The sequence below is a fragment of the Pectobacterium betavasculorum genome (assembly GCF_000749845.1).
Taxonomy (GTDB): Bacteria; Pseudomonadota; Gammaproteobacteria; order Enterobacterales; family Enterobacteriaceae; genus Pectobacterium; species Pectobacterium betavasculorum.
In genome coordinates this window covers 717084-730446 of sequence record NZ_JQHM01000001.1, presented here as the reverse complement: position 1 = coordinate 730446, position 13363 = coordinate 717084, and the positions used below count along the sequence as shown (strand labels likewise).

The window sequence follows — 13363 nt, the reverse complement described above, 5'->3', positions numbered from 1 at the left end:
AACCGAATGGACATACGCATGCCTAGTGATTATGTCTCCCTTCCTATTGATGTAAGTCAGGGAAGTGATGTAAATCAGGAAAGCACCGCAGAAAAGTCGATTCGATGGTATCCTTTCTGCTTTCCAGTCTGTTTTGCCTAACTTCAGGCTCAGCGCGTACACGTAGCTAACTGCATATATGGCCGATAAAACACAACCCACTTTTTTCATTCATGATTACGAGACATTCGGCAAGCACCCAGCGCGCGACCGCCCCGCGCAGTTTGCGGGTGTCCGTACCGATATGGATTTCAATATTATCGGTGAGCCGTTAGTTATTTATTGTCGCCCGACCGATGATTACCTGCCGGAACCAGAAGCGGTGATGATCACCGGAATCACTCCGCAGATCGCATTGGCGAAAGGCGTCAATGAAGCGGAGTTCGCCCGTCAGATCCACGACGCATTCAGCGTGCCTGGCACCTGCATCATGGGCTACAACAACATCCGCTTTGATGATGAAGTCAGCCGTAATATTTTCTATCGTAACTTCTACGATCCTTACGCCTATAGCTGGCAAAACGGTAATTCTCGCTGGGATTTGTTGGATGCGCTGCGTGCCTGCTATGCCCTGCGACCGGAAGGCATCGTTTGGCCAGAAAATGATGACGGCTTGCCCAGTTTTCGCCTTGAACACCTGACAAAGGCCAACGGCATCTCGCACGAGCAGGCGCACGATGCAATGTCCGACGTTTATGCCACCATTGCGATGGCGAAGCTGTTTAAGCAGGCGCAGCCCAAGCTGTTTGAGTATCTGTTCCCACTGCGTAATAAAAACAAGGTTTCCGCGTTAATTGATATCCCGCAAATGAAGCCGCTTGTTCACGTCTCCGGCATGTTTGGCGCGGCGCGGAGCAACACCAGTTGGGTTGTGCCGCTCGCCTGGCACCCGGATAACCGTAATGCGGTCATCATGTGCGATTTGGCTGGTGATATGACACCGCTGCTGGAGTTGGGTAGCGAAGCATTGCGTGAGCGGTTATATACCCGTCGGGATGCGCTGGAAGCCAACCAGAGCGCGGTTCCGCTCAAGTTGGTGCACATAAATAAGTGTCCGGTATTGGCGCCCGCCAACACGTTACGGCCAGAAGATGCGGCAAGGTTGGGCGTTGACCGTCAACGTTGTCTGGATAATCTGGCGCTGCTGCGCAACAACGCGGACGTCAGGGAAAAAGTGGTGGAGTTGTTTGCCGACGCTCCCGCTTTCGCCGCGTCTGATGATGTCGATTTACGGCTTTATGATGGTTTCTTTGGCGATGCCGACCGCATGGCGATGAAAATTATTCAGGAGACCGCACCGCAGAATCTCCCTGCGTTAGATCTCACGTTTGCCGATAATCGTCTGGAACCTCTGTTCTTCCGTTACCGCGCTCGCAATTTCCCCGGTACGCTGGATGACCGCGAGCAACAGCGCTGGCTGCAACATCGGCGTGCGATATTTACGCCGGAACGCTTGCAGTCCTACCTGTCAGAACTCAGCGACCTGTATCAGCGTCATGAAGACGATAAAGAGAAGATGACGCAGCTCAAAGCGCTTTACGCCTATGCGCAGGAACTGGTGGGATAAGACATAAAAAAAGCGGAGCTCGTTGGCTCCGCTTTTTTTCATACATAAGCCATCAATTGACTTACACAGGCTCTTCACTACATTGCGGTACAGGCTGACGGAAACTGCGCGTCACAAATGCCAGATATAACAATCCGATCGTTGCCCACACCAGACCCAGCGTCATCGAACTGGCTTCCAGATTGACCCACAGCGCACCTACTGTCAACGCGCCCATCACAGGCAGCACGAGGAAGTTAATGGTGTCTTTCACGGTACGGTTACGGCGTTCACGAATATAGAACTGTGAAATCACCGACAGGTTCACGAAGGTAAATGCCACCAGCGCACCGAAGTTAATCAGCGCAGTGGCCGTCACCAGATCGAACGAAACCGCAGACAGTGCAATCACGCCAACTAGCAGGACGTTCAAAGACGGCGTACGCCATTTCGGGTGGATGTAGCCGAAGAAACGCTCCGGGAACACGCCATCACGCCCCATCACATACATCAGGCGAGACACGCCCGCATGTGCAGCCATACCCGATGCCAGCACCGTGACACAGGAGAACACCAGAATGACGGACTGGAAGAATTTACCCGCGACATACAGCATAATTTCTGGCTGAGACGCGTCCGGCTCTTTAAAGCGCGAGATATCCGGGAAATACAGTTGCAGGAAATACGCCACGGCAACAAAGATCACGCCGCCGATCAGTGCCGTCAGGAAGATAGCTTTTGGAATCACCCGACCTGCATCCTGTGTTTCTTCCGACAGCGAGCTGATGCCGTCAAAACCCAGAAACGAGAAGCAGAGAATGGTTGCCCCAGTGATCATGGGCACAACGTGGGCGTTATCGGACCAGAACGGACGCGTACTGGTCAGCGTACCGGCACCTTCACCCAAATAAACACCGTGAATCACCAGCCCCAGGAACACCGCCATGATAGCAACCTGCACCACCACGATAATGGAGTTCAGGTTGGCAACCAGATTGATGCCACGCAGGTTAAACAGCGTCATCAGCCCGACCAGCGCCGCCACAAAAATCCATGACGGCACGCCGGGGAAAATCGCTTCCAGATAGATTTTCGCCAGCAGGATGTTGATCATCGGCATGAACAGATAGTCCAACAGTGACGACCAACCGACCATAAATCCAACGTGTGGACTGATCGCTTTTTGCGCGTAGGTATAAGCTGAACCGGCAGACGGGAAACGCTTTACCAATTTGCCATAGCTCAGCGCTGTGAACAGAATGGCGACCAGCGCAAACGCATAAGCAGTAGCCACATGGCCGTCGGTCAGGCCAGACACGATACCAAAGGTATCAAAAATGGTCATCGGCTGCATATACGCCAGCCCCATCATGACAACGGGCCACAGCGTGAGCGTTCTTTTGAGCTGAGTACGTTTTGCGCCGGCATGAGGCAGATGAGTATCAAGCGACATGACGCACACCTCCGTTCATCACGGCAGACGCGGCATTATTTTCTGCGAACGCACTACCGTCATACTCAGACGTACTGAAAATAAGAGAGTGGATACAGGACTCGCCTGAATCACGATGAGAAGAGGTGGCTGTAATAGCACCAGAGATAACTTGCGACTGCGTCGCGCCATAACCAATACCATTGCAGCACAAACCGGCGGGCACCGGTGCGAAACGTGTTAATTGCCCCATCTTTCCTTTCCTCACTGTGCTCACAGGCACACACAAAATTATCTATCCGGATCGTTGTCCGGCCTCTTTCGTTGAAGACCCTATACCCAGCAAACCTGAGCCACAGAGAGAAGGTAAGAACCACACCAATACCTCTGCAACCTGAAGTATGACGAGCATAAATGTAAAAAAATAACCGACGCTTTTAGACGTCGGTTATTTGCAAGGCGCGTATTCTGCACCAGACGATCTCATCTGACAAGGCTCTGAGAACGTTGGAAACAATTTATTTAGCCCCGTGATACTTCAAGCCGCCTGTACGCGGGCTTTCGCATTACTTGTAGGTAAATAAGTCGGGCGATACGTTAATACTCGTAATGAAAAACGTTGCTGTTATGTGTGAAGTCCAAACAAAGGGTTGCATTTAAAAATTACAACTCCTGAAACCGCTTTTTCTTTTCGTTTTGTAATCTTTCCAGCTCAAAAATAACCTGCTGTAGATCCCGTTCCTGTGTCGCATTCAGTGAAGGGAATTTGAAGCTCAAACGCTGCGTCAGTTTCAATTCGCCTTTGTTATCGACGATCTTCACCATTGCCTGGCCGACGAACTGTAAATCAACGCAGAAAAAGCCGTGATCAGCAAGATCCATTTCCACACTTTTAATGATGTCGCCTTCGGTCAACAGCCCGGTGGTATCGCGGTCGGTATACAGGCTCAACCCACCCAGAGAGAGATCTTTAATGGTGAACGTAAAAACACTGTCATCCGGCAGCTCGCCACGGCAGGTCAACGGTGGCCACAGTGGCGTATTAATGCGGAAATAGGTTCTGCGCTGGATAAGATAAAGGAGTTCAGGAATCTGCGCGCTAAAGGCAGGCAGCCCGTCGTAATTCACCGTTTTCGCAATTTCAGCATTGAATTCAACTTTCGCGCCAGCAGGCTCGGCAATGAAAGACAACGCGCCCGCATACAGCGCGCGGCTATTTTCACGCTCAATGCCGCCTAAATCGAAGACAAACAGGTTGTTATCGGGTACGACGTCAAGAATTTTACTAATGAACTGTCCGTGAGAATGATGGACCATCAGAGACGTATCATTCTTCTTTAATTCGCGTAGCGTTGCACAGATAGCCAGTTTATTGCGCTTAACAAACTGCTCTTTCAAATTTTCATTCACCGCTTTCATCCCCACCATTATTTACATGGATTATGTGTCAATGGCTTATATTGATGCATGCCTCTCCGTTATCTTTCAAGTCCCATGTGTGCCAACACGATGCCACTGCATTGGCTGCATATTGAAACGATAATTCGGAGTCCCTGAAACAGAATGATACCTACCCTAAATAATTCGAATTACAACAAGGTGGTAAGCGAAGAATAAATTCGTCGTGAGCGAATTTGACTAACCAGCACACACGTAACTCAAATTATTTAGAGTATAAGTTGGTGAAAACGATATCGGCAATTTTCTCAATAACTTTAGCGGAATAACCGGGAAAGTGTTAAAGCACAATCGAATAATGAAAATTATCTACGCGAGTCATCGCGATGACCAGCCAGCTATTCAACAGGATAGTGATACAGCAGCCAGGTTAAGGCCAGTAAATCGGCGCTGCCGCCCGGGCTAAGGTTTCTGGCAATCAGCGCGTCGTCCATCTCTCTCAGCGCCTGGCGATCCAGCGGCCCCGTCAACAATCTTCGTGCGTAATCTTGCACAAACGCTAATCCGTCCATTCCGCCGCGTGAAACGACGTTGGTGTCAGGATTGTAGGCCATCAATACCAGCAGCGTCTGCAATAACACCGTTTCGTCGTCCATGCCAGCAGCAATAGCCCGCTGTAAAGCGGGCAAGGCATGCTGGCATACGGTATTGAAACCGCTAGCGGCCTCTCCTCGCGCGCCCGTTAGGCCATGGCGCTGATAGAGATGCTCACCCGCCGTTGCGGCTCCAGAGCACGTCGCCAGCTCATTACGCACCAAATCGTGACACATGGCAGCAACGCTGTCGCACAGGCTACGCTGCGTCACTCGTTCTCCCCGCCCTGCCAACCAACCAGCCGCGGTACACAGCAGCCCAAACGCGAAAATTCCACCTTTGTGAGTATTCACGCCTTTCGTCGCTGACAACAGCTGCGCGAGCGGCGCGCTAGCATGCTGATAACCGGCATCCGTAAAATGTCGAAACCAGGAAGAAATGGCCTGAATACTGGTCTGAAATAGTGCAACATCCATATCGCGATGAGAGCCGTTATTAGCGCGATCCACCAATCCAGGCTTCGGCGTCAACATGACTTCCATCGTCAGCGCGTGCGCCACTCGCTGGTCGATATCGGGTAACGGGTCATGTTCACGATACTCACTGACGGCGGAACGAGAGGCCGCGAGCGACCGTACACCGTCAGGCTGGCGTAAAGTAGGCATTGACCTTGTCCTCAATGTGCTCGAGCAGCTCGGGCAGTGAATGACGACGTGAACGACTACAGGCGTGTGCCATCTGATCGCACAATAAACAGGTGCGTCCGCTGTGCGCCAGCATGGTTCGACCAATCGATCCTTCTTCTGGGCTGAAGATGTCGAAATCCCATAGCCGCCCCAGTTCGTGGTTATCTTCCAACACAATAGTCGCCACTTTCACCGACAGCGCATCCTTGGTGATTGCCCACAGCCCTTCCGCTCCTGTTGCCAGCCAAAATGTTTGCTGCTCCAGCACCGTCCAGCCGCGCGTTTGACACAACAAGGTGAATGCCTTGACGGCTTCCGCCATCACCTGCCGATAGCTTTCACTATCTTTTACCGTCCCCGGAGTGGCCAGCGTCAGCGACACCAGCGTCGCACCGTGCCGAACAAGCCATTCTTGCTGGCGAACTGCGCAGGGAATCGTTGAAGTTTCGGCCAATCAGCCGAATGGCAGCATATTTTCCCTATTTATACCACTATCACCCCAATACTTTGGGTTGCCGCATGTTGAGCAACGCATCGACAGCTTGATATATGATGGGGATAACGGGCGCAATATTTTATTTTATATTTCAGATAATAACAGGAATTCACACCATGCAGCACACTGAACATTTCGATGTCTTAATCGTTGAAGGTGAAAGTAAGCTGGCCAATATTCATGCTGAATTTATTGAAAAACATTTCAATCTGCGTGTCGTAGGGATTGCCGCTACACTTTTTGAAGCCAAAAAACTTCTTCAGTAGCACAAACCGCGACTCATTCTGCTGGATAACTATTTGCCTGACGGCGAAGGGGTGTCGTTGATTGAAAGCCAACTACTTAAAGGAATGGACTGTTCCGTTATCTTTATTACCGCCGCCAGCGATATGAATACCTGCGCTCAGGCGATTCGCTGCGGGGCCTTTGAGTACATCATCAAGCCGCTTTCCTATCCGCGGCTGCGCTCTTCGCTGGAGCGTTTTATTCAATTCGTGAAAACCCAACACACGTACAAAATTGTCGATCAGCAGAATGTCGATATTCTCTACCAGCTACAATCGTCCGGCACGGCTTCCTCATCATCCACAAAAGGAATTGAGGAGAACACACTAGGGCTGATCAAACAGATTTTTGCCAGCGATGGGGCGATACGCTCTATTCTGTCGATGATATCGTAGAAAAAACCGGGCTCAGTAAAACCACAGCGCGCCGCTATCTTGAGTTCTGCGTTGAAAATCAGTTCCTCGATATCGAAATGCGTTACGGAAAGATTGGTCATCCACGCTGGCTATACTACAAAAAATAGCCACTGAGTCAGTTCAACGGCATTGTCGAGGGATTAGGATACTGATAGTCAAACCCAAGCTCATGGCAGATGCGCTGTCCATCAACAATTCGGCCCTGAGAACTCTCGGTCACGGGTGCAAACTGCGGCGGAGACACGAGTAATCTGCGCGCCTGTTCAGGATAAAAATCCTGTCTGGCTGGATGGTCTGTCGCGCACAGATTATAGATATGCCCACCGTTGGGTAGTTTCAGCAGCAATAGGATCGCCGCCAGCACATCTTCCTGATGCACCAGATTCACGCCATGATTGCCACGCGGCAGATTGGTTTTACCCGCCAGGAAACGACCGGGATGGCGATCGCCACCAACTAGCCCAGCAAGACGCAGGATATCGACAGAGATATTGGGTAAATGCTGCAACCACTGTTCGAGGGATACCAGCGTCTTCCCTGCTACCGTCGTCGGCTGTAGCGGTGAGGTTTCTTTTACTGTACCGTCGCTATCGCCATAGACCGAGGTTGAACTGGTGAAGATAATGCGCGGAACATGAAACACGCGCGCCATATTCACCAACTGCTGTACCGCTTGCATATACCCTTCGCCCCCTTCCGCCGTTCGGCTCGCGGGTAACGTCACGATTAATACATCAACCTGTAGTAATGCGCTAAGCTCATCAGCATCACATTCCAGCTCAGGCGTCAGAGTCAGTTGATAGCACTCAATTCCGCTCATCCGCGCCGCCTCAACGCCATCCTGAGTGGTTTTGGTTCCCGTCACGTGGTAACCGTGTCCATTCAGCGCCAGAGCCAGCGGCATACCCAGCCAGCCTAATCCAACAATCGATACTTTTTTCATCTTCCGCTCTCCCCTGCAAGGAGTCTGTTATTAACACCTTCGTCAACAGAGTAAACGGCTTTTACCTCCATCGCTATAGAGCCTGTCCGATTTCAGCAGGCTTTTCTGCCTATTAAGAGCCGATATCCAGCGCGATTATGCTGGCCTATTGCCCGACTAAAACGAACTTCCTATATCTGCTAAAAAAATGTTGCACAATAGCCCGCACATGGTTTAGGTTATTCGACAGATAAATCGTTACTGATTTAATAAACACTGATATAACAAAGAGACATTTTATGACACGCGTTCTGTTTAACCACCATCATCACCATCATCCTGATTAGTCTTTCGGGCAGTTGGTGCTGGAAGACGTTAAGATCTTCCAGTGGCGCAGAACTCAATGAGAGCCCTCGGAAGATCACCTTCCGAGGGTTTTTTTATGCGCGCTATCCTTGTGCGCACCTTACAGGCCGTTGCTATGCAACGTTAAAAAACGTTCCCGACGTTTTTTTATGCTCGCTATATTGCTAGAAATTTAAATTTGACAGGTTAATGAGGTTTCCATGCTGGATAAAACACGTTTACGGATCGCAATGCAGAAGTCAGGCCGCCTGAGCGACGATTCACGCGAGCTGCTGGCGCGCTGCGGTATTAAAATCAACTTACAGCAACAGCGTCTTATCGCGTTCGCAGAAAATATGCCAATTGATATCCTGCGCGTTCGTGATGACGATATCCCCGGTCTGGTGATGGATGGCGTGGTCGATCTGGGTATCATCGGTGAAAATGTGCTGGAAGAAGAGCTGTTAAATCGCCGAGCACAAGGCGAAGATCCGCGTTACTTCACGCTGCGTCGACTGGACTTTGGCGGCTGCCGACTGTCGCTGGCCATGCCATTGGACGAAGCTTATACCGGCCCTGAATGCCTGCAAAACAAACGTATTGCCACCTCTTATCCTCACTTGCTCAAACAATATCTCGACAGACAATCCGTCAATTTCAAATCCTGTCTGCTCAACGGTTCCGTCGAAGTGGCACCGCGTGCGGGTCTGGCCGATGCCATCTGCGATCTGGTATCAACCGGTGCCACGCTGGAAGCTAACGGCCTGCGCGAAGTGGAAGTGATTTACCGCTCCAAAGCCTGCCTGATTCAGCGCGACGGCGAGATGCCCGCAGAGAAACAACAGCTAATCGATAAACTGCTGACCCGTATGCAAGGCGTGATTCAGGCACGTGAATCCAAATACATCATGCTGCACGCGCCGAGCGAACGTCTGGATGAAGTCATAGCCCTGCTGCCAGGTGCAGAGCGCCCGACCATTCTGCCGCTGGCAGGCGACCAAAGTCGAGTCGCTATGCACATGGTCAGCAGCGAAACGCTATTCTGGGAAACCATGGAAAAACTGAAATCGTTGGGTGCCAGTTCTATTCTGGTCCTGCCGATTGAAAAAATGATGGAGTGATGGCGATGGCTGACAACACCAATAGCATCGGCAGTTTCAGCACGCTTGTCGACTGGCAGCACTGTTCAGTAGAAGAACAGCGTCAGTTGCTGACTCGTCCAGCCATTTCTGCCTCAGATCGCATTACCACCGTTGTAAGCGAGATTCTGACAAACGTGAAAAGCCGCGGTGATAGCGCCTTACGCGACTACAGCGCACAGTTCGACAAGGTTCAGGTGAATACGCTTCGCGTCACCGAGACCGAGATTACCGCCGCCGCCGCCCGTTTGGGTGATGAGGTAAAACAGGCCATGGCAATCGCGGTGCGTAATATCGAGACATTCCACAACGCGCAAAAGCTGCCGACTGTCGATATCGAAACGCAACCCGGCGTACGTTGCCAGCAGCTTACTCGCCCTATCGCGACGGTTGGCCTGTATATTCCTGGGGGGTCTGCCCCGCTACCTTCAACCGTGCTGATGCTGGGAACACCGTCACGCATCGCAGGCTGCGGTCGTGTGGTGCTGTGTTCACCGCCGCCGATTGCCGATGAAATTCTGTATGCCGCACAGTTGTGCGGCATTAAAGAAGTCTTTCAGCTTGGTGGGGCACAAGCGATTGCCGCGATGGCATTTGGCACCGATAGCGTGCCGAAAGTCGATAAGATTTTTGGCCCAGGCAATGCCTACGTCACCGAAGCCAAACGTCAGGTCAGCCAGCAGCTTGATGGCGCAGCGATTGATATGCCCGCAGGACCATCAGAAGTTCTGGTGATCGCCGACAGCGGTGCGACGCCCGCGTTTGTCGCCTCCGATCTGCTGTCACAAGCAGAGCATGGGCCGGACTCGCAGGTCATCCTGCTCACACCCGATGCAGCCATGGCCAAAGCCGTAGCGGACGCTGTTGAAGAACAGCTAACCCAGCTATCTCGTGCCGACATCGCACGTCAGGCGCTTGCCAGCAGCCGCGTCATCGTGGCGCGTGATTTGGCGCAGTGCATTGAAATCAGCAATCAATATGGCCCTGAACACCTGATCATCCAGACACGCGATGCCGAGTCGCTGGTTGATAGCATCACCAGCGCCGGTTCCGTGTTCCTTGGCGACTGGTCACCGGAATCCGCTGGCGATTACGCCTCCGGTACTAACCATGTTTTGCCGACCTATGGCTATACCTCAACCTATTCAAGCCTGGGTCTGGCCGATTTCCAGAAGCGCATGACCGTACAGCAGCTCACGCCGCAGGGGTTACTGCAACTGGCACCAACAATAGAGATTTTGGCACAGGCTGAACAGCTGACCGCCCACAAAAACGCCGTTACCCTACGTGTTGCAGCACTGAAGGAGCAAGCATGAGCAGCATTGAAGAACTGGCACGCGCCAACGTCCGTGCATTGACACCGTATCAGTCTGCACGCCGTCTGGGTGGCAACGGCGATGTCTGGCTAAATGCCAATGAATATCCTCAAGCGCCAGAATTTCAGTTAACCTTGCAGACGTTGAACCGCTACCCGGAATGTCAGCCGGCTCTGGTTATCAACCGTTACGCCGAGTATGCAGGCGTAACGCCAGAACAGGTTTTGGTTAGCCGTGGTGCCGACGAAGGTATCGAATTGCTGATTCGTGCATTCTGCGAACCGGGGAAAGATGCCATTCTTTTCTGTCCTCCGACCTACGGTATGTACGCCGTCAGCGCCGAAACGTTTGGCGTCGAACGCCGCACGGCGGCAAGCAAATCAGACTGGCAGTTGGATCTTGATGCGATTGAAGCACAGCTCGACGGCACCAAAGTTGTTTACGTTTGTAGCCCAAACAACCCGACCGGTAACCTGATTGCTCGGGATGATTTACGCCAGTTGCTGACGCTGGCACAGGGAAAAGCGCTGGTCGTTATCGATGAAGCCTACATTGAATTCTGTCCGCAGGCGACCACTGCGGGCTGGCTGGCCGAGTTCCCTCATTTGGTGATTCTGCGTACCTTGTCCAAAGCCTTTTCACTTGCCGGATTGCGCTGTGGCTTCACGCTGGCGAACCCAGAGGTGATTGCGCTTTTGCTGAAGGTGATCGCCCCTTATCCGCTGTCCACTCCCGTGGCAGATATCGCCGCGCAGGCACTGAGCCACGAAGGGATCGCCAAGATGAAGGCGAATGTTGCAGAGGTGACGACCAACCGCCGCTGGCTGAGCGAGATTCTGAAAAATATTCCCTGCATTGAGGAAGTCTTTCACAGCGAGAGTAATTACTTGCTGGTACGCTTTACCGCCTCCCCTTCTGTATTTAAAACACTGTGGGATCAGGGCATTATTCTGCGTGATCAAAATAAGCAACCCAGCCTCGCAGGCTGTTTGCGCATTACTATCGGCAACCGCTACGAATGTGAACGCGTTGTTGCTGCGTTACAATCATTGCCGGGCATCAACGCTTAATTTTAAGGAGCTCACGTGGGCCAGAAATACCTCTTTATCGACCGTGACGGAACATTGATTGCTGAACCGCCTGAGGATTTTCAGGTTGACCGTCTGGATAAACTGGCACTGGAACCAGATGTCATTCCCTCGCTGCTGGCGCTGCAAAAGGCTGGTTATACGCTGGTGATGATCACGAATCAGGATGGGCTGGGAACCGATAGTTTTCCGCAGGAAACCTTCGATCCCCCGCACAACCTGATGATGCAGATTCTGACATCGCAGGGCGTCCAGTTTGAGCAAGTGTTGATTTGCCCACATTTGCCGGCGGATAACTGCACCTGCCGCAAACCCAAAACCGAACTGGTGACTGCCTATTTGAACAACGGCCTGATGGATACAGCAAATAGCTACGTCATCGGTGACCGTCAGACCGATATCCAACTGGCGCAGAATATGGGCATTACTGGCCTGCTCTACCAGCGAGGTGGGCTGAACTGGCAAGCGATCGCCAACCAGTTGACCAAACGTAACCGCCATGCACACGTCAACCGCGTCACGCGTGAAACCGCAATTGATGTAAACGTCTGGCTGGATCAGGAAGGCGGCAGCAAAATCAATACTGGCGTCGGCTTCTTCGATCACATGCTGGATCAGATCGCCACTCACGGCGGCTTCCGCATGAACATTGAAGTGAAAGGCGACCTGTACATTGACGATCATCACACGGTGGAAGATAGCGGTCTGGCACTGGGCGAAGCCCTGAATAAAGCGCTGGGCGACAAACGCGGTATTGGCCGTTTTGGTTTCGTCCTGCCGATGGATGAGTGCCTGGCACGCTGTGCGCTGGATATTTCAGGGCGTCCGCATCTGGAATATAAAGCCGAATTCAACTATCAGCGCGTTGGCGATCTGAGTACGGAAATGGTTGAACACTTCTTCCGCTCACTGTCTTATTCCATGGCCTGCACACTGCACCTGAAAACCAAAGGGCGTAACGATCATCACCGTGTGGAAAGCCTGTTTAAAGTCTTCGGACGCACTCTGCGTCAGGCAATTCGCGTCGAGGGTGACACGCTGCCGAGTTCGAAAGGAGTGCTCTGATGAAAGTCGTCATTCTTGATACCGACTGCGCTAACCTCTCTTCGGTGACCTACGCCGTGCAGCGGTTGGGGTATACGCCTGTTGTCAGCCGCGAGGCCGAGATTGTCCTGCAAGCAGACAAGCTATTTCTGCCGGGCGTAGGCACCGCGCAGGCAGCGATGAATCAACTGGAAGAACGCGATCTGATCGCGCTGATCAAAGCCTGTACTCAACCGGTTCTCGGCATTTGCCTCGGCATGCAGTTGCTGGGGACACACAGCGACGAAAATGGTGGCATCCCCACGCTGGGGATTGTCGATGCGCCAGTGAAAAAGATGGTTGATCACGGCTTGCCGCTGCCGCACATGGGCTGGAATCAGGTGATTCCGAAGGCCGGACATCGTTTGTTCCGCGATATCGATGACGGCGCTTATTTCTATTTCGTTCACAGCTATGCAATGCCAGTCTGCGAAAACACGATTGCACAAGCCAACTACGGCGAAGCCTTCACCGCGGCGCTGGAAAAAGATAATTTCTTTGGTGTGCAATTCCACCCTGAGCGTTCTGGTGCTGCGGGCGCGCAGTTGCTGAAAAACTTTCTGGAGATGTAGAGCGTC

Annotated in this window: 13 protein-coding genes, 1 pseudogene and 1 other annotated feature; of the genes and pseudogenes, 8 read left to right on the top strand and 6 right to left on the bottom strand. The window is 52.2% G+C overall.

All coding sequences use genetic code 11. The features are described from left to right. Positions 1–178 precede the first annotated feature (178 nt). Positions 179–1606 carry an exodeoxyribonuclease I gene (gene sbcB / locus KP22_RS03270; protein ID WP_039322346.1) on the top strand — a complete coding sequence of 476 codons (1428 nt, stop codon included), beginning with the start codon at positions 179–181 and terminating at the stop codon, positions 1604–1606. Positions 1607–1667: 61 nt separating this feature from the next. On the opposite strand, the gene KP22_RS03265 is transcribed toward sbcB, so the two are convergent. The 5 genes from KP22_RS03265 to citX form a co-directional block, all read right to left on the bottom strand. Further along, entirely contained in the window at positions 1668–3038 is a 1371-nt protein-coding gene (locus KP22_RS03265) for an APC family permease (protein WP_039300609.1), read from the bottom strand. Further along, complete coding sequence (locus tag KP22_RS03260; protein WP_039322344.1) at positions 3028–3270, bottom strand: hypothetical protein; 243 nt, start codon at positions 3268–3270, stop codon at positions 3028–3030. The genes KP22_RS03265 and KP22_RS03260 overlap by 11 nt, the downstream gene beginning before the upstream one ends. 410 nt (positions 3271–3680) lie before the next feature. Continuing rightward, positions 3681–4436, bottom strand: a complete 756-nt coding sequence (locus KP22_RS03255; RefSeq protein WP_039301107.1) for a flagellar brake protein — start codon at positions 4434–4436, stop codon at positions 3681–3683. Between the two features lie 377 nt (positions 4437–4813). Then, complete coding sequence (gene citG / locus KP22_RS03250) at positions 4814–5674, bottom strand: triphosphoribosyl-dephospho-CoA synthase CitG (RefSeq protein WP_039322341.1); 861 nt, start codon at positions 5672–5674, stop codon at positions 4814–4816. Continuing rightward, positions 5652–6149 carry a citrate lyase holo-[acyl-carrier protein] synthase gene (citX, locus tag KP22_RS03245; RefSeq protein WP_039322338.1) on the bottom strand — a complete coding sequence of 166 codons (498 nt, stop codon included), beginning with the start codon at positions 6147–6149 and terminating at the stop codon, positions 5652–5654. The genes citG and citX overlap by 23 nt, the downstream gene beginning before the upstream one ends. Positions 6150–6307: 158 nt before the next feature. Here citX and KP22_RS03240 point away from each other — a divergent pair. Next, positions 6308–6999, top strand: a pseudogene (locus tag KP22_RS03240) (response regulator). A gap of 8 nt (positions 7000–7007) precedes the next feature. Here KP22_RS03240 and KP22_RS03235 read toward each other — a convergent pair. Next, positions 7008–7835 (bottom strand): SDR family oxidoreductase, encoded by an 828-nt coding sequence (locus KP22_RS03235; RefSeq protein ID WP_039322335.1) that lies wholly within the window; start codon positions 7833–7835, stop codon positions 7008–7010. Positions 7836–8113: 278 nt separating this feature from the next. Here KP22_RS03235 and hisL point away from each other — a divergent pair, with 278 nt between their 5' ends. The 6 genes from hisL to hisH all read left to right on the top strand — a co-directional run bounded on the left by hisL (position 8114) and on the right by hisH (position 13357). Next, positions 8114–8161: a his operon leader peptide gene (gene hisL, locus KP22_RS22320; protein WP_106389040.1), complete on the top strand. Its 48-nt coding sequence runs from the start codon at positions 8114–8116 to the stop codon at positions 8159–8161. Further along, positions 8137–8258 (top strand) — a sequence feature (His leader region). It overlaps the preceding gene by 25 nt. A gap of 122 nt (positions 8259–8380) precedes the next feature. Beyond that, positions 8381–9280, top strand: coding sequence for an ATP phosphoribosyltransferase (hisG, locus tag KP22_RS03230; protein WP_039300620.1), 900 nt, complete (start codon positions 8381–8383; stop codon positions 9278–9280). A 5-nt stretch (positions 9281–9285) separates the two neighbouring features. After that, complete coding sequence (gene hisD, locus KP22_RS03225; RefSeq protein WP_039323422.1) at positions 9286–10614, top strand: histidinol dehydrogenase; 1329 nt, start codon at positions 9286–9288, stop codon at positions 10612–10614. Next, positions 10611–11684, top strand: a complete 1074-nt coding sequence (gene hisC / locus KP22_RS03220; protein WP_039300623.1) for a histidinol-phosphate transaminase — start codon at positions 10611–10613, stop codon at positions 11682–11684. The genes hisD and hisC overlap by 4 nt, the downstream gene beginning before the upstream one ends. A 15-nt stretch (positions 11685–11699) precedes the next feature. Beyond that, complete coding sequence (gene hisB / locus KP22_RS03215; protein ID WP_039322333.1) at positions 11700–12767, top strand: bifunctional histidinol-phosphatase/imidazoleglycerol-phosphate dehydratase HisB; 1068 nt, start codon at positions 11700–11702, stop codon at positions 12765–12767. Further along, positions 12767–13357, top strand: a complete 591-nt coding sequence (gene hisH / locus KP22_RS03210; RefSeq protein ID WP_039322330.1) for an imidazole glycerol phosphate synthase subunit HisH — start codon at positions 12767–12769, stop codon at positions 13355–13357. The genes hisB and hisH overlap by 1 nt, the downstream gene beginning before the upstream one ends. Positions 13358–13363: the final 6 nt, after the last annotated feature.